Annotated in this window: 17 protein-coding genes; 9 read left to right on the top strand and 8 right to left on the bottom strand. The window is 63.7% G+C overall.

Annotation, left to right across the window (positions count from 1 at the left end; all coding sequences use genetic code 11):
* Window positions 1-65 precede the first annotated feature (65 nt).
* The gene (gene ppc / locus H7R73_RS19455; protein ID WP_010675692.1) at window positions 66-2,699 is read right to left on the bottom strand and encodes a phosphoenolpyruvate carboxylase; all 2,634 of its coding nucleotides are present in this window, start codon (window positions 2,697-2,699) and stop codon (window positions 66-68) included.
* 213 nt (window positions 2,700-2,912) lie between these two features.
* A complete protein-coding gene (argE, locus tag H7R73_RS19450; RefSeq protein WP_182951372.1) occupies window positions 2,913-4,058 on the bottom strand; it encodes an acetylornithine deacetylase in 1,146 nt (381 codons plus the stop codon).
* A 261-nt stretch (window positions 4,059-4,319) separates the two neighbouring features.
* On the opposite strand from argE, the gene argC reads away from it, so the two are divergent.
* The 5 genes from argC to argH all read left to right on the top strand — a co-directional run bounded on the left by argC (window position 4,320) and on the right by argH (window position 9,977).
* Window positions 4,320-5,327 carry an N-acetyl-gamma-glutamyl-phosphate reductase gene (argC, locus tag H7R73_RS19445; RefSeq protein WP_103259524.1) on the top strand — a complete coding sequence of 336 codons (1,008 nt, stop codon included), beginning with the start codon at window positions 4,320-4,322 and terminating at the stop codon, window positions 5,325-5,327.
* A 23-nt stretch (window positions 5,328-5,350) separates the two neighbouring features.
* Entirely contained in the window at window positions 5,351-6,154 is an 804-nt protein-coding gene (gene argB / locus H7R73_RS19440; RefSeq protein WP_103259525.1) for an acetylglutamate kinase, read from the top strand.
* Between the two features lie 25 nt (window positions 6,155-6,179).
* Window positions 6,180-7,097 carry an ornithine carbamoyltransferase gene (locus tag H7R73_RS19435; RefSeq protein WP_182951371.1) on the top strand — a complete coding sequence of 306 codons (918 nt, stop codon included), beginning with the start codon at window positions 6,180-6,182 and terminating at the stop codon, window positions 7,095-7,097.
* A 56-nt stretch (window positions 7,098-7,153) separates the two neighbouring features.
* Window positions 7,154-8,389: an argininosuccinate synthase gene (locus H7R73_RS19430; RefSeq protein WP_103259527.1), complete on the top strand. Its 1,236-nt coding sequence runs from the start codon at window positions 7,154-7,156 to the stop codon at window positions 8,387-8,389.
* A 202-nt stretch (window positions 8,390-8,591) separates the two neighbouring features.
* Complete coding sequence (argH, locus tag H7R73_RS19425; protein WP_103259528.1) at window positions 8,592-9,977, top strand: argininosuccinate lyase; 1,386 nt, start codon at window positions 8,592-8,594, stop codon at window positions 9,975-9,977.
* Window positions 9,978-10,082: 105 nt separating this feature from the next.
* Here the strand turns inward: argH and H7R73_RS19420 are convergent, their stop codons facing one another.
* Entirely contained in the window at window positions 10,083-10,976 is an 894-nt protein-coding gene (locus H7R73_RS19420) for a LysR substrate-binding domain-containing protein (RefSeq protein WP_103259529.1), read from the bottom strand.
* A 96-nt stretch (window positions 10,977-11,072) separates the two neighbouring features.
* Here H7R73_RS19420 and H7R73_RS19415 point away from each other — a divergent pair, with 96 nt between their 5' ends.
* From H7R73_RS19415 to H7R73_RS19400, 4 genes are all read left to right on the top strand, one after another.
* The gene (locus tag H7R73_RS19415; protein ID WP_103259530.1) at window positions 11,073-11,399 is read left to right on the top strand and encodes a carboxymuconolactone decarboxylase family protein; all 327 of its coding nucleotides are present in this window, start codon (window positions 11,073-11,075) and stop codon (window positions 11,397-11,399) included.
* Window positions 11,390-11,782 (top strand): tautomerase family protein, encoded by a 393-nt coding sequence (locus H7R73_RS19410; RefSeq protein WP_010675683.1) that lies wholly within the window; start codon window positions 11,390-11,392, stop codon window positions 11,780-11,782. The genes H7R73_RS19415 and H7R73_RS19410 overlap by 10 nt, the downstream gene beginning before the upstream one ends.
* Entirely contained in the window at window positions 11,779-12,303 is a 525-nt protein-coding gene (locus tag H7R73_RS19405) for a DUF4865 family protein (protein WP_041213928.1), read from the top strand. Before H7R73_RS19410 ends, H7R73_RS19405 begins: the two co-directional genes overlap by 4 nt.
* 235 nt (window positions 12,304-12,538) lie before the next feature.
* Complete coding sequence (locus H7R73_RS19400) at window positions 12,539-13,174, top strand: FMN-binding negative transcriptional regulator (RefSeq protein ID WP_103259531.1); 636 nt, start codon at window positions 12,539-12,541, stop codon at window positions 13,172-13,174.
* A 73-nt stretch (window positions 13,175-13,247) separates the two neighbouring features.
* Here H7R73_RS19400 and H7R73_RS19395 read toward each other — a convergent pair whose 3' ends face one another.
* From H7R73_RS19395 to H7R73_RS19375, 5 genes are all read right to left on the bottom strand, one after another.
* Entirely contained in the window at window positions 13,248-13,709 is a 462-nt protein-coding gene (locus H7R73_RS19395) for a hypothetical protein (RefSeq protein WP_103261083.1), read from the bottom strand.
* Between the two features lie 200 nt (window positions 13,710-13,909).
* Window positions 13,910-14,122, bottom strand: coding sequence for a hypothetical protein (locus tag H7R73_RS19390; protein WP_041211694.1), 213 nt, complete (start codon window positions 14,120-14,122; stop codon window positions 13,910-13,912).
* 94 nt (window positions 14,123-14,216) lie between these two features.
* The gene (locus tag H7R73_RS19385; protein WP_103259532.1) at window positions 14,217-14,555 is read right to left on the bottom strand and encodes a DUF1294 domain-containing protein; all 339 of its coding nucleotides are present in this window, start codon (window positions 14,553-14,555) and stop codon (window positions 14,217-14,219) included.
* Window positions 14,552-15,142, bottom strand: a complete 591-nt coding sequence (locus tag H7R73_RS19380; RefSeq protein ID WP_041211855.1) for a sugar O-acetyltransferase — start codon at window positions 15,140-15,142, stop codon at window positions 14,552-14,554. Before H7R73_RS19380 ends, H7R73_RS19385 begins: the two co-directional genes overlap by 4 nt.
* A 133-nt stretch (window positions 15,143-15,275) precedes the next feature.
* Window positions 15,276-16,535: an MgtC/SapB family protein gene (locus H7R73_RS19375; protein WP_103259533.1), complete on the bottom strand. Its 1,260-nt coding sequence runs from the start codon at window positions 16,533-16,535 to the stop codon at window positions 15,276-15,278.
* Window positions 16,536-16,676 lie beyond the last annotated feature (141 nt).

The following is a 16,676-nucleotide window of genomic DNA, read 5'->3' as shown; positions in this document are numbered from 1 at the left end:
GGATCCCCGTGCCCGGCAGAGACGAAAAAGGGCGCCGGGGCGCCCTTGTTTGCAACGGTCCGGGATCAGCCGGTGTTGCGCATGCCGGCGGCGATGCCGGCGATGGTGACCATCAGCGCCTGATCCAGCTCGGGGTGCAGGGTCTCCGGGTGGTTGCGGGAGCGATTGAGCAGCTCGGCCTGCAGCACGTTGAGCGGGTCTGTGTAGGGGTTGCGCAGCTTGATGGACTCCTTGATCCAGGGCTGATCGTCCAGCAGGTCGCCCTGCGGGCGCAGTTTCAGCACTACCTCGATGGAGTCGGCAAGCTCCTGACGCAGCTGCTTGCCGAGTGCCCACAGGTTCTCCGGCACCAGGCGGGTGTCATAGTATTCCGCCAGCCAGAGGTCGGCCTTGAGGAACACCATCTCCAGCATTTCGAGACGGGTGCGGAAGAAGGGCCACTGGCGACTCATCTCGTCCAGCACGCTCTTCTGGCCGTCGTCGATGGCCTGTTGCAATCCCTTGTGGGCGCCGAGCCAGGCCGGCAGCATCAGCCGGTTCTGGGTCCAGGCGAAGATCCAGGGGATGGCGCGCAGGCTCTCGACACCGCCGTTGGGCTTGCGCTTGGCGGGGCGGGAACCGAGCGGCAGCTTGCCGAGCTCCATCTCCGGGGTGGCAGCACGGAAGTAAGGCACGAAGTCCGGGTGACCGCGCACGATACTGCGGTAGTGATCGCAGGAGACAGACGCCAGCTGCTCCATCACGGCGCGCCAGCTCTCTTTCGGCTTGGGCGGCGGCAGCAGGTTCCCCTCCAGCACGGCGCTGGTGTAGAGGTTCAGGCTCTGGATGGCCACCTTCGGCAGGCCGAACTTGAAGCGGATCATCTCCCCCTGTTCGGTGACCCGCAGGCCGCCGCGCAGGGATCCCGGGGGTTGCGACAGGATCGCCTGATGGGCGGGGGCGCCGCCACGGCCGACGGTACCGCCGCGGCCATGGAACAGGGTGAGGCGGATGTTGTTGGCTTCAGCCAGCGCCACCAGGGATTCCATGGCGGCGTACTGGGCCCAGCCAGCGGCCATCATGCCCGCATCCTTGGCGGAGTCGGAGTAGCCGATCATCACGTACTGACGGCCCTGGATGTAACCGCGATACCAGTCCACCGACAGCAGGCGTTCCATCACGGCGGTGCCCGCCATCAGGTCTTCCTGGGTCTCGAACAGCGGGGCAACCGGCATGCGGAACTTGCAGCCAGCTTCCTTCAGCAACAGCTGGACCGCCAAGACATCGGACGGGGCACCGGCCATGGAGATGATGTAGATGCCGAACGCATCGGGGTCGTGCTGGGCGATGACGCGACAGGTGTCGATGGTCTCGCGGGTCTCGGCACTGGGATCCCAGTCGCTCGGGATGAGGGGGCGGCGGGAGTTCAGCTCGCGCAGCAGGAAGGCCTGCTTGTCCTCTTCGCTCCACTCGGCGTAGTCGCCCACACCCAGGTAGCGGGTCAGCTCGGAGAAGACCTGGCCGTGACGCTCGCCATCCTGACGGATGTCCAGCTTGACCAGGTGGATGCCGAAGCAGGCCAGCTTGCGCAGCACGTCCAGCAGCATGCCGTCGGCGATGTTGCCCATGCCGCAGGCGTGCAGGGAGTGGTAGCAGAGCTCCAGGGGCTCGCGCAGCTGGGCGGTGCTCTTGACCAGATCCCGGCTCTCGCTCGCCTGGCCCTGTACCTTGGCGGTCAGGTACTCCTGGGTCTCGCGCAGTTGCTCGCGCAGCTCGCGTACCAGGGCGCGATAGGGTTCCGGGTTATCACCGACCCGGGCACGCACGGCGTCAGTGCAATCGGCCATGGAGAGCTCGGAGGTGAGCTCCTTGATGTCCTTGTAGAACAGGCTCACCGCCATCCAGCGGCCCAGCTCCAGCACTTCGGCGGTCACCTTGGCGGTGACGAAGGGGTTGCCGTCGCGGTCACCGCCCATCCAGGAGGTGAACTTGACCGGCGCGGCATCCAGCGGCAGCCGCACACCCAGATGGTGTTGCAGGCGCTCGTCCAGATTGCGCATGAATTCGGGGATGGCCGGCCACAGGCTGTTTTCCACCACGGCGAAGCCCCACTTGGCTTCGTCCACCGGGGTCGGGCGCTGTTCGCGGATCTCGTTGGTGTGCCAGGCCTGGTTGACCAGTTGCTCGATGCGACTCTGGATCTTGTCCCGCTCGCGGGGCAGCAGATCGGAGAGTTCCAGGGCCTCGAGGCAGTCGTTGAGCTGCACGTGCTTGTGGATCAGGGTACGACGGGTCACCTCGGTGGGGTGAGCGGTCAGCACCAGATCGATGTCCAGCTCGCGCACGGCCTGGATGATGGCCTCCTGGGACAGGTTGGAGGCTTTCAGCTTGTCGAACATCTGCTCCAGCGGGTCCGGGGTGCAGACCTGCTCTTCGCAGCGACGGGAGATGGTGTGGAACTGCTCCGCCACGTTCGCCAGGTTGAGGAACTGGCTGAAGGCACGGGCCACGGGCAGCAGTTCGTCATCGGAGAGGGTACGCAGGGTGTCGAGCAGGCGCTCTCTGTCAGCCTCGTTCCCCTTGCGGGAAGACTTGGCCAGTTGGCGAATGGTCTCAATCTTGTCGAGGAAGGCCTGCCCCTGATGATCCTTGATGGATTTACCCAGCAGTTGGCCCAACATGCCTACGTTGGCCCGTAGTGCGGCGTACTTTTCGTTCATTCCACATCCTTATTTTGTTGGTGCCTCCTGACCTTCCAGGCGGGAGGCGACCTCACTTATTGTTGTGCGATTACAACATATGCTCCGTCATCTTAGGGGGACAATCTACCCAGATTGTCTGCGCAAGGTCAAATAACAAGCCGATTCAGAACATGTATTTCCCTCACCTGTCCCAAGGCGCCTGTCATGTAACTTACTTACATCCCTGTTTGGCTAGACGCAGAAGCGCCGGATCAGGTGCTGCAGCACCGCCGTGGTCGGTTTGACGAACGACAGATCCAGGTATTCATCGGGCTGGTGGGCCTGGGTGATATGGCCTGGGCCCATCACTATGGTCTCGCAACCCAGCTGCTGGATAAAGGGGGCTTCGGTGCAATAGTTCACGGACTCGGCGGCCCGGCCGCTCGCCTTTTCCGCCTCCCGCACCAGCTCGGAGTCATCCTGGCAGGCATAGGCCGGAATGGGTTCGTGCAGGTGCTGCAGGTGCAGGCAGCCGGACTGGTGGATCTCGATGGGGGAGAGCGCCTCTTTCAGCATGCCCATCAGCTCGTCGGGACCCACCTGCGGGGTGGGACGCATGTCGATGTGCAGCTCGCAGCAGCCGCAGATGCGGTTCGGGCTGTCGCCCCCCTGGATGTAGCCGAGGTTCAGGGTGGGCTGGGGCACGGCGAAACGGTGATCCGCGTACTTCTCCTTCAGATCCTGCTGGAGCCTGAGCACCTGACCCATGGCCTTGTGCATGATCTCCATGGCGTTGACGCCGTTGGCGGGATCCGAACTGTGGCCGCTTCGGCCTGTGATGCGAATGGCTTCCGACATGTGGCCCTTGTGGGCCACCACGGGCACCAGCCCGGTGGGTTCGCCGATCACCGCGTAGTCGGGTTTGAGTTCGGCTGCGGCGGCGATGGCGCGGGCCCCGGCCATGGTGGTCTCTTCATCGGCGGTGGCCAGGATGCGCAGCGGCTTGCTCAGGGTCTTGAGGTCGACTTCCTTGAGCGCTTCCACGATAAAGGCGAAGAAGCCCTTCATGTCGATGGTGCCGAGCCCGTACAGGCGGTTGCCCTCTTCGGTCACCTTGAAGGGGTCTTTGGTCCAGGCTCCTTCATCGAAGGGAACCGTATCCGTGTGGCCCGCCAGCAGCAGCCCCCCTTCTCCCTGACCATAGGTCGCCACCAGGTTGAACTTGCCCGGCAGATCCGGCAGGGCCGTCACCTCGCACTGGAATCCAAGCTGGCCGAACCAGTCGGCCAGCAGCCGGATCACCGCCTCGTTGCTCTGATCCCAGCGAGTATCCGTGCTGCTGATAGAGGGAATCGCAATAATATTCTTATAAAGTGAAAAAAAATCCAGTTTGGCCATCAGCTCCTCCTTGCGTCCCCGGAGTGTTTCTGTTAGAAAATACAAATGCAAAGTGAGTGCATGAATATTCTGTTCGAGTGCTCATCGACAAGGCCTCTAGTTGTAAGGGAAAGTTAATGTTCTGTCACCTGATCTGTAACCGACGACGCATATCCGCCTGAATTGCCCCTCCGCACTCGTTGCATCAAAGGGGCGATAGCCGACCCTTTGCACCGCAGCACCATGCTGTGAATTTCGAACCCAGACTTGGAATACTCAAACATGCTTAAGACCGTTATCGTCGGTGCCAGTGGCTACGCGGGGGCCGAACTGGCCGCTCTGGTCCAGAACCATCCACAACTCGAGCTGTTCGGCCTCTATGTTTCCGCCGGCAGCCAGGACGCCCACAAACGTTTCTCTTCCCTGCATCCCCAGTGGGTGGGCAAGCTGGATCAGCCGCTGCTGCCCCTGGACGAAGACGGCATGACCCGGATCCTGACCCAGGCCGATCTGGTGGTGCTGGCCACCGCCCACGAGGTGAGTGCGGAACTCGCGCCCAAGTTCCTGGCCAAGGGGTTGCCGGTGTTCGACCTCTCCGGTGCCTTCCGGGTCAACGATCAGCAGTTCTACTCTTCCTTCTACGGCTTCACCCACGAGAATGAGCAGTGGCTGGAGCAGGCCGCCTACGGTCTGGCCGAGTGGAATGCCGATTCCGTCAAGGCCGCCCAGCTGATTGCCGTGCCGGGATGCTACCCGACCGCCTCCCTGTGCGCCCTCAAGCCGCTGCAACAGGCCGGGCTGATTGCCCAGGGATGGCAGCCCATCATCAATGCGGTTTCCGGCGTCTCCGGGGCCGGTCGCAAGGCCGCCATCAACACCAGTTTCTGTGAAGTGAGCCTCAATCCCTACGGCACCTTCAATCACAGGCACCAGCCGGAGATCAGCCACCACCTCGGCAAGGAGGTGCTGTTCCAGCCCCACCTCGGCAACTATGTGCGGGGCATCCTGGCCACCATCTATGTGCAACTGGCGGAAGGGGTGACGCCGACCCAGGTGGATCAGGCCTACCTCAAGGCCTACGAAGGCAAGCCCCTGGTACGCCTCACCGGCCAGATGCCCTCCATCCGCGGCGTGGCGAGCACGCCCTACTGCGACATCGCCTGGCAGCAGCAGGGCAACATGCTGGTGGTGGTTTCTGCCATCGACAACCTGCTCAAGGGGGCCGCCTCGCAAGCCATGCAGTGCATAAATATCAAGTTTGGTTTTGAACCGGCCACCGGCCTGATTTAACGCTTTAAGAAAGGATCGAGAAGATGGACAAGCAGACGCTGGTAATCAAGTTGGGTGGTGCCCTGATCGAGAACGACGAGGCCCTGACCGCCCTGTTCGCCACCCTGAAGACCTTCCTGGATGATCAGCACCGTCCTCTGGTGCTGGTGCACGGTGGCGGCTGCCTGGTGGACGACCTGCTCAAGGGGCTGGGCATGACCTCCACCAAGAAGAATGGCCTGCGGGTGACCCCGTTCGAGCAGATCCCCGTGATTGCCGGTGCCCTGGCCGGGACCGCCAACAAGATGATGATGGCCAAGGCCATCTCCACCGGCATTCCTGCTGTGGGTCTGTGCCTCGCCGACGGCGGTCTGTGCCAGGTGACCCAGCTCGATCCGGATCTCGGTGCGGTCGGTGACTGCAAACCCGGCAACCCGGCGCTGGTGGCCGGCATCCTGGGGCAGGGCTTCCTGCCGGTGGTGAGCTCCATCGGCATTACCGCCGACGGACAGATGATGAACGTCAATGCGGATCAGGCGGCCACCGCCATCGCCGAAGCGCTGGGCGCCGATCTGGTGATGCTGTCGGATGTGAGCGGCATTCTGGATGGCAAGGGCAAGCTGGTGCCGCAACTGGACAAGCAGAGCGCGCTGGACCTGATGGAGAAGGGCGTTATCACGGACGGCATGGCCGTCAAGGTGAAAGCCGCCCTGCACGCCGCCGAAACCCTGGGCAAGCCGGTCTGTGTCGCCAGCTGGCGCTACCCGGATCAGCTGCTCAAGCTGCTGGCTGGCGGCGCGGTCGGCACAATCGTCACGAGTGCCGTTGGCACTGGGGTCACCCTCTGATCTCCACCGGGAAAAGGACAATCCGATGCAACATCTTCTGAAAGACAGTGATTTAAGCAAGGCCCAGATCGAGGCGCTGCTGGCGCTTGGCAAGGCGGTCAAGGCCGATCCGAAGAAATACAGCCAGGCCCTGGCGGGCAAGAGCGTGGTCACCCTGTTCGAGAAGCCCTCCCTGCGTACCCGGGTCACCTTCGACATCGGCATCGCCAAACTGGGCGGTCACAGCGTCTATCTGGATCAGCAGAACGGGGCGCTCGGCAAGCGGGAGTCGGTGAAGGATTTCGCCAGCAATCTGTCCCGCTGGTGTGACACCATCGTCGCCCGGGTGTTCGATCACCAGACCCTGGTCGAGCTGGCCGAGTTCGGCTCGGTGCCTGTGGTCAACAGCCTGTGCAACCTCTACCACCCCTGCCAGGGGCTGGCGGATTTCATGACCATCAGCGAGCACTACAGCGATCTGTCCAAGGTTAAGCTGGCCTATCTCGGCGATGGCAACAACGTGAGCCACTCCCTGCTGCTGCTGGGGGCGACCCTCGGCACCGACGTGACCCTGGTCTGCCCGAAAGGCCATGGCCCGGATACCCAGATCTTCCTGCAGGCCCAGGCGCTGGCAGCTCAATCTGGCGCGACCATACATATCAGCGATGATGTCGCGGATATCGAAGGCTTTGACGTGGTTTATACCGATACCTGGGTTTCCATGGGTGACAACACACCAATGGAGCAGGTAAAAGATATCTTCATGCCTTATCAGATCAACCAGGCCCTGCTCGATCGGACCGGCATCCAGCACGTGCTGCACTGCCAGCCGGCCCACCGGGAGCTGGAGATCACCTCGGAGGTCATGGACGGCCCAGCCTCCCTCATCATGGATGAGGCAGAAAACCGGATGCATATCCAGAACGCCGTGCTGCTGACCCTGTTCGGACAGGGCCAGAAGTAATCCGGCAACCGACCCGGAATCACCCCTTTTTATCGAATCATCACGGAGAGAAGTAAATGAGCGGAATCAACAAGATCGTACTGGCTTACTCGGGCGGACTGGATACCTCGGCCATCATTCCCTGGCTGAAGGAGCACTATGACGCTGAAATCATCGCCTTCGTCGCCGACGTGGGCCAGGAGCGTGACGATCTGGAAGGGATCGAGCAGAAGGCCATCGCCTCCGGCGCGGTCAAGTGCATCGTCAAGGATCTGCGGGAAGAGTTCGTCAAAGAGTATGTCTACCCGACCCTGAAGACCGGCGCCATCTATGAAGGCACCTACCTGCTGGGTACCTCCATGGCCCGTCCGGTGATCGCCAAGGCGATGGTCGAGGCTGCCCTGGCGGAAGGGGCTGATGCCATCTCCCACGGTTGCACCGGCAAGGGCAACGATCAGGTGCGGTTCGAAGGGGCGGTGGCTGCTCTGGCGCCCCAGCTGAAAGTGATCGCCCCGTGGCGGTTGTGGGACATGCGCTCCCGGGAAGATCTGCTGGCCTATCTGGAAGCCCGCAACATCCCCTGCAAGGCGACCCTGAAGAAGATCTATAGCCGTGACGCCAACGCCTGGCACATCTCCACCGAGGGTGGCGAGCTGGAGAGCACCTGGAACGAGCCGTCCGAAGCGGTCTGGCAGTGGACCGTCTCTGCAGAGGATGCCCCGAACGAGCCGGAATACGTCAAGCTGACCGTGGCCAAGGGCGAAGTGGTCGCCGTAGACGACCAGCCGCTCAGCCCGCACCAGATCCTGACCACCCTGAACGAGCGTGCCGGCAAGCACGGCGTGGGCCGGATCGACATCACCGAGAACCGGATGGTGGGCATGAAGTCCCGTGGCTGCTACGAGACCCCGGGTGGTACCGTGATGGTTGCCGCACTGCGCGCCGTGGAAGAGCTGGTACTGGACAGACCGACCCGCGCCTGGCGGGAAAAGCTGGGTGCCGAGTTCTCCCACCTGGTGTATGACGGTCGCTGGTTCACCCCGCTGTGCAAGGCCATTGTCGCCTCCGCCAACGCCATCGCCGAGGAGCTCGACGGTGAAGTGGTGCTGAAGATGTACAAGGGTCAGGTCACCGCGGTGCAGAAGAAATCGCCGAACAGCCTCTACTCCGAAGACTTCGCCACCTTCGGTGCCGACGAAGTGTACGACCAGAGCCATGCCGAAGGCTTCATCCGTCTCTACACCCTGGCGAGCCGGATCCGCGCCATGAAAGAGCAGCATCAAGCCATCGGTGGCGACCATACCCACGGCTAAGCAAGCGCTATCACCCGTTGATTCGAGGGGGCATGGCCCCCTCTTTTACAGGCAGAGAGGCCCTTTGCCGTCATCATCGGGTGTGACAAGAGCGGCTGCGCCCTGGCCGCTTCTGTGAGATAACAGGCTCGCAGAAAAACAGGGCAAGATTTCAAGTTCGACGGCGCAAGGCGCCGCCGACAACGCATTCAAGGAGAGCAGTATGGCACTTTGGGGTGGACGCTTCAGTCAGGGAGCCGATAGCCGGTTCAAGCAGTTCAACGATTCGCTGCGGTTCGATTACCGGCTGGCGGAGCAGGATATTCAGGGCTCCATGGCCTGGGCCAAAGCGCTGGTCAAGGTGGGCGTGTTGACCGAGGGTGAGCAGGCTCAGTTGCAGCAGGCGATGGAAGTGCTGCTCGCCTCCGTGCAGCAGGATCCCCAGCAGATCCTGAGCTCGGATGCCGAAGACATCCACTCCTGGGTCGAGAGCCAGCTCATCGACGCCGTCGGCGCCCTTGGCAAGAAGCTGCACACCGGTCGCTCGCGCAACGATCAGGTCGCCACCGACCTCAAGCTCTGGTGCAAGGCACAGGGTGAGCTGCTGCTCGGCTCCATCACCGCCCTGCAACAGGGGCTGGTCACCTCCGCCCGTGCCAATCAGGCCGCGGTGCTGCCCGGTTACACCCACCTGCAGCGTGCCCAACCGGTCACTTACGCCCACTGGGCCCTGGCCTATGTGGAGATGCTGGAGCGGGACCATTCCCGTCTGCAGGATGCTCTCAAGCGCCTCGACACCAGCCCGCTCGGCTGCGGCGCGCTGGCGGGTACCGCCTACGCCATCGACCGCGAAGCGCTGGCGCTCGACATGGGCTTTAGCGGCGCCACCCGCAACAGCCTGGATTCGGTCTCCGATCGGGATCACGTGGTGGAGCTGATGCACGTGGCGTCGCTGTCCATGGCGCACCTGTCGCGGTTTGCCGAAGATCTCATTTTCTACAACACCGGCGAGGCGGGCTTTGTCGAGCTGTCTGACGCCGTCACCTCTGGCTCGTCCCTGATGCCCCAAAAGAAGAACCCGGACGCGCTGGAGCTCATTCGTGGCAAGACCGGCCGGGTGGTCGGCGCCCAGATGGGCATGCTGATGAGCCTCAAGGCGTTGCCGCTGGCCTACAACAAGGACATGCAGGAAGACAAAGAGGGGCTGTTCGACGCCCTCGACACCTGGCACGACTGCCTCGACATGGCGGCGCTGGTGCTGATCGATCTGAAGGTCAATGGCGAGCGGACCAAGGCGGCGGCCCAGGGCGGTTACGCCAACGCCACCGAGCTGGCGGACTATCTGGTGGCCAAGGGCATCCCGTTCCGTGAGGCGCACCATATCGTCGGCGAGACCGTGGTCTATGCGATCCAGGTGAAAAAGCCCCTGGAAGAGCTCTCCCTCCCCGAGTTCCAGCGCTTCAGCCCCGTGGTGGGGGAGGATGTCTACCCGAACCTGGAGCTGGAAGCGACTCTGGCCAAGCGGGTTGCCAAGGGAGGCGTCGCTCGCGAGCAGATAGAGGCAGCTCTCACCGCCGCCGAGGCCTGGCTGAGCAAGCGGGCGGGTTAAGCCAACCGGCGCGCCATGGGAACAAGAAGGCAGAACGGCAACCCCAGGGTTGCCGTTTTTTATGGGCACGCCTCGGCGCCGTGGGGCGCGTTGACCAGAAGCTGTTCAGCCTCTGCGTCCGGCGCTGGCCTGATGCACGGCGTCCGTGAGCAGTCGTTGCAACTGGCATCTGGCCTCGTCGGTTTCATGGCTGGCAGCGAGCAGCACCACCCCCAGGGTACCCGGTGAGGGCAGCACGCCGCCGAGGGTGGCGAGACTGGCCGGCATGCCGATGGGGGAACGCACCGTGATCCCTAGCCCGGCCTGCACGGCGGCCCAGATCCCGCCCAGGCTCTGGCTGGTGAAGGCGATCCGCCAGGGGATCCCGGCATCGTCGAGGGCGCGGATGGCCCGCGCCCGCATCAGGCAGGGGGCATCGAAGAGCACCAGGGGCAGGGGCTCCCCGCGCGCGAGCAAAGGGGCGAGGTCCCACTCGGGGTGGGCAATCCAGGCCAGTTGCACCACCTCGATGAGGGAAAGATCCTCCCGCTCTCCCTGTGGCTGCCAGGCGAGAGCCATGTCGAGGGTGCCTTCCCTGATCCCCTGCACCAGGGCCCCGTTGCGATCGATGCGGGTCGTCATGCGCAGGGCCGGGTGCTGACGACAGAGGGGCCCCAGCACGGCGGGGAGCAAAGATTCGCCGAAGTCCTCCTGCACCCCGAGCCGGATCTCCCCTTGCAGCAGTTCCCCTTTGAGGGCGAGCACGGCTTCGTCATTGAGCGACAGCAGCCGCTTGGCGTAGCCCAGCAGGCGCTCACCGCTGGCCGTCGGCACCAAGTGACGTCCCTGCTTCATGACCAGATTGGTGCCGCACTGCTGTTCGAGTTTTTTCAACTGGGCGCTGACCGCCGAGGTGGAGCGGCACAGCCGCTGCGCCGCCAGCGCAAAGCTGCCGCACTCCAGTCCCAGCACGTAGCTGCGCAGGGCATCGAGATCCAGGCTGGGGGGAAGGGGTGACATAACTATCCTTTTAATCGGGATGATTGGTCTTAAATGTTTCGATTTTTTAAATTGTAGCAGTGAGGGAGAGTGGCTTCATCCACCAAGGAGATTGCCATGACACCCGATGTTCCCGATCGCGCCACCCTGGCGCAGCTTGCCCCCCGACTCGCCCGACTGGCGGAAGAGACGCTGTTTGGCGATATCTGGCAGCGCCCCACCCTCTCGGCCCGCGAGCGCAGCCTGATCACCCTGGCCATCCTGGCGTCACTGGGCCGGGTGCAACAACTGCCCTGGCATATTGCATTCGCCCGGCAAAACGGCCTGTCCCGGGATGAGCTGGAAGAGCTGTTCACCCATCTTGCCTTCTACGCCGGTTTGCCCGCCGCAGTGACGGCCGTGGGCTATCTGCCCCCCCGCGAGGAGGTGATCCCATGCCGCTGACCCGTATCACCCTGTGCGAGGGGATGAGCGACGCACACCTGCAACAACTCAGCGCCCTCTACCACCAGACCCTGGTGGAGGTGTTCGAGGTGCCGCCGAAGGATAAATTCCAGATCCTCGAGATCTTGCCTGCCAGTGCGCTCATCTATGACCCCCACTACCAGACCGGCCGCCGGGACCAGGGTTTCATCCTCTTCCAGATCCTGGCGGGCAAGGTGCGCAGCACCGCGACCAGGGAGCGGCTTTATGCACGTCTCGCCGAGCGCCTTGAGGCCGAGCTTGGGATCCACCCCGACAACCTCATGGTGGTGATCCAGCAGACCGATGCCGAGGCGTGGAGTTTCGGCCAGGGCCGGATGTTCAGACAGGAGGTGGCCTCATGATCGCCATGCACTACCGATTCACCCTGCCCGCAGACTACGACATGGCGCTGATCGAGCAGCGGATCGCCAGCAATGGCGCCAGACTGGACGGCTTTCCCGGTCTGTTGTTCAAGGCCTATCTCTACAGCCGTCAGGACGATGGGGCCCTGCCGGGGCAGGAGAACCGCTATGCCCCCTTCTATGTGTGGCACAGCGCCGAGGCGATGCACCGATTCCTGGCAAGCGAGGGATTCGCGGCGCTCACCCGGCATTTCGGATGGCCCCGCATCGAGACCTGGCATCTGCTGCGGGCGCCGGATCCGGCCTCCCTCGACGGGGCTTGCATGGCCAGGCTGCGGCGCACCAAGGTCGCTTCCCACGACCAGCTGGCCGACCTGCACGGCGAGGCCATGGTGAGCGGCTGGGATCTCACCCGATGGGAATGGCTGGAGGCGGATTTTCTCCCGTCCCTCTCATCGCCCTTGCCTGGCGGGGGCGAGATCTACCGTGTCGGCTATCTGGCGAAGGGGGGTGGGGTGTAAAGCGGAATTATCTTTGTTATTTATGTTGTTTTTCCATTCACTTGGGCTGTGAAAGTGATATTAGCATCGTGAACATAGGGTGTTATATCGCGCTTGTGGATGATGATGTGGCATTGCGGCCACCTGCGGCAATGAACTGGCTCAGTGGGGCACATTCAGGGTGACGGCCCGCGCCGGGCAGGGCATGATCCCGCTGCAATGCGTATGGACGCGTCAACCGGATCAAGGAGTTCCCATGTACCTGCCACCCCATTTCGCCGTTACCGACCCCGAGGCGCTGCACCAGCTGATGCAGGCGCACCCCCTGGGGGCCCTGATCACCTGTGGTGAAGGGGGGCTGGATGCCAACCACCTGCCGTTCGAGTTCGATGGGGCGCAGGGGGCCCACGGGGTGCTGCGGGCCCATGTGGCCCGCAACAACCCGCTTTGGCAGGAGGTGAAAGAGGGCGACGAGGTGCTGGTGATCTTCCGCGCCGCCGAGGGTTATATCTCCCCCAGCTGGTATCCGGGCAAGCAGGTGCATCACAAGCAGGTGCCCACCTGGAACTATGCCGTGGTGCACGCCCATGGCCGTATCCGGGTGAGGGACGATGCCCGCTTCGTGCGTCGCCTGCTCGCGACCCTGACCCGTACCCACGAGGCGGGAGAGTCCATTCCCTGGAAGATGGCTGATGCACCGAGAGACTATCTCGAGACCATGGTACAGGCCGTGGTAGGCATAGAGATCGAGATTGAGCGGCTGGTCGGCAAGTTCAAGCTGGGTCAGAACAAAGAGGCGGCGGATCGCCTGGGAGCGGCCAATGCCCTGCAGGAGCGCGGGCAGACCGCGCTGGCCGGCGCCATGCTGAACCCGCCTCCTTCACAGTCCTAGCGTGACACCTTGAGATTCGGCCCGACAAAAACGGCAACCGCTAGGTTGCCGTTTTTCATGGTTCCACTCTCGCTCACGCGCTGGCATTGAGCAGCTTGCCGACACCTTCCCCCGGGCCCTGGGGCAGGGTCTGTTTGAAGGCGTAGAGCAACTGATCGAGGTTGAGGTCGCTGTTGCCAAGGGAGCTCTTGAGGGTGTCGAGCTCGCTTTGCAGCGCGTCGAGGCGGGTGCTCTGGGTGCCGTCGGCCAGCTGGGTGCGGGCGGCATCGATGGCCTGGGGCAGGGGCTGGCCCGAGGATTCCTGACCCAGGGTCTGCATCAGCGCCCCCATGAAGTGGTTGATGGCGGGGCGGTTCTGCTCGCTGTCAGCCTCCTGGATGCCGAGGCGCTGGAACAGGCTCTGCACCGTGGGGGCAAGGTGCGCTTCCTGCACGACAGGCTCGGTCTGGGCGGGCGGCGTGCTGTCGCCCAGCAGCTTGCTGCCGAGCTTGATGGCAAGGGAGGCGAGGGGAAGCAGGGTGCCGATGGCGATCATGATGTCACTCTCCGTACGACTGATGTCATGACGGAGCAGGGATCGGGCCAGCTTGGCGAACATTCAACCGAAAAATGGCAGGGGATTGATCCTGCTGTGAATTTCGTTTTTGCCAGGCGGAGGACGGGCGGGGGCGAGCGGGGGCGGCGGCAAACCCTTGCAGCCCGGGGGCTGGCCGGTTTGCCGCCCGGCTTGCCGGATCAGAGCTCCTTGAACGGGCGGCGCTTCTCCTCCTCGATGACGATGGCCTCCAGATTGGCGATGCGCTCCTGCAACTCCTTGATGATCATGTCCTGCTTGCCGAGACGGTCGGTAATGCGGGCATCCCCCATCTGGTAGCGGGCGCGTTTGGTGAGATAGCTGAACGACACGCTGATAAAGACGATCAGGACGATACCTGTCCACATGGTCATGAATGACTCCTTTCAAGATTTGAACGAGAGGATCTGTCTCCCGCGCTGTCGTTGTCTCATACCCGACCTTGGGCGGCAATGCCCGCCTGGTTGTTCAGAGCGGCCAGATCGGCCAGCCGAGCCAGATCCCGAGCAGCAGCAACTGCCCCCAGACGATGGCCCAGAACCGCAGGCGGTAGCTCCCTTTCTGGGTCTTGTGGCGCAGCCACTGGCGGGCGACCAGGGCGCCGGGCCAGCCGCCGCACAGCTCAAGCAGGTGCAGGCGGGCCTCGGGCACGCGCCAGCCACCACGAATGGCCTGGCGCTTGTCCCAGGCGTAGGCAGCCAGGGTCAGCAGGCTCATCAGCAGGATCAGGGCCAGCGGCCACCAGTTCGCATCCAGCACCCCGAGCCAGCCTGCCCAACCCAAAGGCAGCAGGGCAAGGGCCATCATGACAGGCACGCCGGATCCCGGGTCTCGCCCGGGTGTAGCGTGCGGATCACCCGGGCCGGATTGCCCACCGCCAGGGAGTCCGCCGGGATGTCCCGGGTCACCACGGCGCCAGCCCCTATGATGGAGCGGGGCCCTATGGTGACGCCTGGGCAGATGATGGCCCCGCCGCCAATCCAGCAGTCATCGCCGATCCGCACCGGCTTGTTGTAGGCGGTCCAGTTGCGTCGCTCCAGATAGTCCATGGTGTGGGTGGCGGTGTAGATCTGCACGTTGGGGGCCAGCAGCACATGGTTGCCGATATGCACCTCGCCTACGTCGAGTATGGTGACGTTGAAGTTGAAGAAGGTCTTCTCGCCGATGTGGATGTTGCGGCCGAATTCGCAGGTGAAGGGGGTACTGATCCAGCAGGAGTCGGGACAGTGGGCGAAGAGGTCGCGGCAGATCTGCTGGCGCAGGACGTGATCCCCCGCCGGTGAGGCGTTGAGCCGGCTCAGCAGCGCCTGGCCGCGAATGCGGTCGTTCGCTATCTCCTCGCTCTGGCTGTCCAGGGCGCCCCCCGCCAGTACCTTGTCCCAGTCGCTTGCCATGGTCATCTCCTCCTGCTGCAAGAGGGGGCAGTATACGCGACAAGGGGAAAGGGTGTCAGAGTGAGTGCCGGGCCCGTCAGGTGATCCCCGTCATCCTGTCATCCTGTCATCACGTCATCACGTCATCACGTCATCACGTCATCAGGACAAGGGGCAGGATGAGCAGGATGGAGACGAGGTAGGGGAGCAAGACCCGCCGCCCCAGGCTGCGTCCGCCAATCACCAGTGCCAGCACCCCTTTCACCAGGGAGTTGACCAGCCCGGCGAGCAGTATGCCCCTGGCCGCCACCTCCAGGGCCAGCTCCTTCTGGGCGAGCTGGGAGAGGGAGAGGGTGATGGCGTCCACGTCCGTGATGCCGGAGACCAGCGACAGCAGATAGACCCCGGAGTTGCCCACCTTGCTTTGCAGCAGGGTGGCCATGAAGCCGATGAGGGCGAGCAGCAGGCCGAACTTGATGGCGGTGGCGAGATCCAGCGGGTTGCGGGTTTCGGGCTGTACCGGGCCGTCCGGCATCTCTTCCCGCTGGCGCCAGAACCAGAAGGCAAAGCCGTAGACGATGGCTGTCAGCAGCAGCAGGGGGGCGGCCAGACGCAGCGCCAGCTCTCCGTGGATGATCAGCACCAGTGTCAGCAGCCTGAGCCACATGGTGGCCCCCGCCAGCAGGATGCCGGTGGCCAGCAGCCGCTCCAGCCCTCCCTGCTCCTTGTTGAGGCGGGCAAATTGCAGGGTGAGGGCGGTGGAGGAGGCGAGCCCCGCCAGCATGCTGGTGAGCACCAGTCCGGAGCGGGTGCCGAGCAGGCGCACCGCAAAGTGACCACAGAACGAGATGCCGGCAATCACCACCACCATGAGCCAGATCTTGAAGGGATTGAAGGCATTGAGGGGACCCATCTCGGCATCGGGGAGCACAGGCAGCAGCACCAGGGAGATGAGCAGAAAGCGCAGGGTGGCGTGAAATTCCAGTTCGCTCAAGAACAGCATCCCCTGCTGGATCTTGCCCTTGAGCCCCATCAGGAGGGCCGCCAGCACGGCGCAGGCCACCGCCTCGCTCGGGCTCTGCAGCACCGACATCAGCCCCAGCAGGTAGGTGAGCACCATGGCCACCGAGCTGGTGAGGCCGAACTCCCCCTGCCAGCGCTGGGCCAGCCAGACCGAGAGGCCGCACCCCGTCACCACGGTCAGCAGACCGAGCAGAGCCAGCCAGGGCCCCAGGGTGGGCAGCAGCAGGGCGCAGACCCCGCCGAGCAGACCGATGAGGCCATAGGTGCGCATCCCGGCGATGCGCTGGTTGTCTCCGAGCTGGCGCACCTGCCAGCCCCGCTCCAGCCCAATGATGAGCCCGATGGCCAGGGACACCAGGGCGCCGTAGACGGGCTCGGCCTCTATCCACATGGGTTTCTCCTCCCGCTGCCGTTTCAGTGAGGATGGCACAGGGCATCCCGGGGCAGGGGGAGCTGGCTCACAGAGCGGGTGTCCCGCCTGCCGGGGTCTTGCAAACAAAAAAAAGGCGCCACCTGGAGGGGGCGCCTGGAA

Origin of the sequence: Aeromonas sp. WP2-W18-CRE-05 (genome assembly GCF_014168615.1) — a bacterium.
Lineage (GTDB): Bacteria > Pseudomonadota > Gammaproteobacteria > Enterobacterales > Aeromonadaceae > Aeromonas > Aeromonas caviae.
Note: the sequence above shows the minus strand (reverse complement) of the source record. Positions and strands in the feature narration are given on the sequence as shown.

Coding starts and splice junctions, on each gene's coding strand:
- ppc (WP_010675692.1), bottom strand. CDS start 2,699: ATGAACGAAAAGTACGCCGCACTACGGGCCAACGTAGGCATGTTGGGC.
- argE (WP_182951372.1), bottom strand. CDS start 4,058: ATGGCCAAACTGGATTTTTTTTCACTTTATAAGAATATTATTGCGATT.
- argC (WP_103259524.1), top strand. CDS start 4,320: ATGCTTAAGACCGTTATCGTCGGTGCCAGTGGCTACGCGGGGGCCGAA.
- argB (WP_103259525.1), top strand. CDS start 5,351: ATGGACAAGCAGACGCTGGTAATCAAGTTGGGTGGTGCCCTGATCGAG.
- H7R73_RS19435 (WP_182951371.1), top strand. CDS start 6,180: ATGCAACATCTTCTGAAAGACAGTGATTTAAGCAAGGCCCAGATCGAG.
- H7R73_RS19430 (WP_103259527.1), top strand. CDS start 7,154: ATGAGCGGAATCAACAAGATCGTACTGGCTTACTCGGGCGGACTGGAT.
- argH (WP_103259528.1), top strand. CDS start 8,592: ATGGCACTTTGGGGTGGACGCTTCAGTCAGGGAGCCGATAGCCGGTTC.
- H7R73_RS19420 (WP_103259529.1), bottom strand. CDS start 10,976: ATGTCACCCCTTCCCCCCAGCCTGGATCTCGATGCCCTGCGCAGCTAC.
- H7R73_RS19415 (WP_103259530.1), top strand. CDS start 11,073: ATGACACCCGATGTTCCCGATCGCGCCACCCTGGCGCAGCTTGCCCCC.
- H7R73_RS19410 (WP_010675683.1), top strand. CDS start 11,390: ATGCCGCTGACCCGTATCACCCTGTGCGAGGGGATGAGCGACGCACAC.
- H7R73_RS19405 (WP_041213928.1), top strand. CDS start 11,779: ATGATCGCCATGCACTACCGATTCACCCTGCCCGCAGACTACGACATG.
- H7R73_RS19400 (WP_103259531.1), top strand. CDS start 12,539: ATGTACCTGCCACCCCATTTCGCCGTTACCGACCCCGAGGCGCTGCAC.
- H7R73_RS19395 (WP_103261083.1), bottom strand. CDS start 13,709: ATGATCGCCATCGGCACCCTGCTTCCCCTCGCCTCCCTTGCCATCAAG.
- H7R73_RS19390 (WP_041211694.1), bottom strand. CDS start 14,122: ATGACCATGTGGACAGGTATCGTCCTGATCGTCTTTATCAGCGTGTCG.
- H7R73_RS19385 (WP_103259532.1), bottom strand. CDS start 14,555: ATGATGGCCCTTGCCCTGCTGCCTTTGGGTTGGGCAGGCTGGCTCGGG.
- H7R73_RS19380 (WP_041211855.1), bottom strand. CDS start 15,142: ATGGCAAGCGACTGGGACAAGGTACTGGCGGGGGGCGCCCTGGACAGC.
- H7R73_RS19375 (WP_103259533.1), bottom strand. CDS start 16,535: ATGTGGATAGAGGCCGAGCCCGTCTACGGCGCCCTGGTGTCCCTGGCC.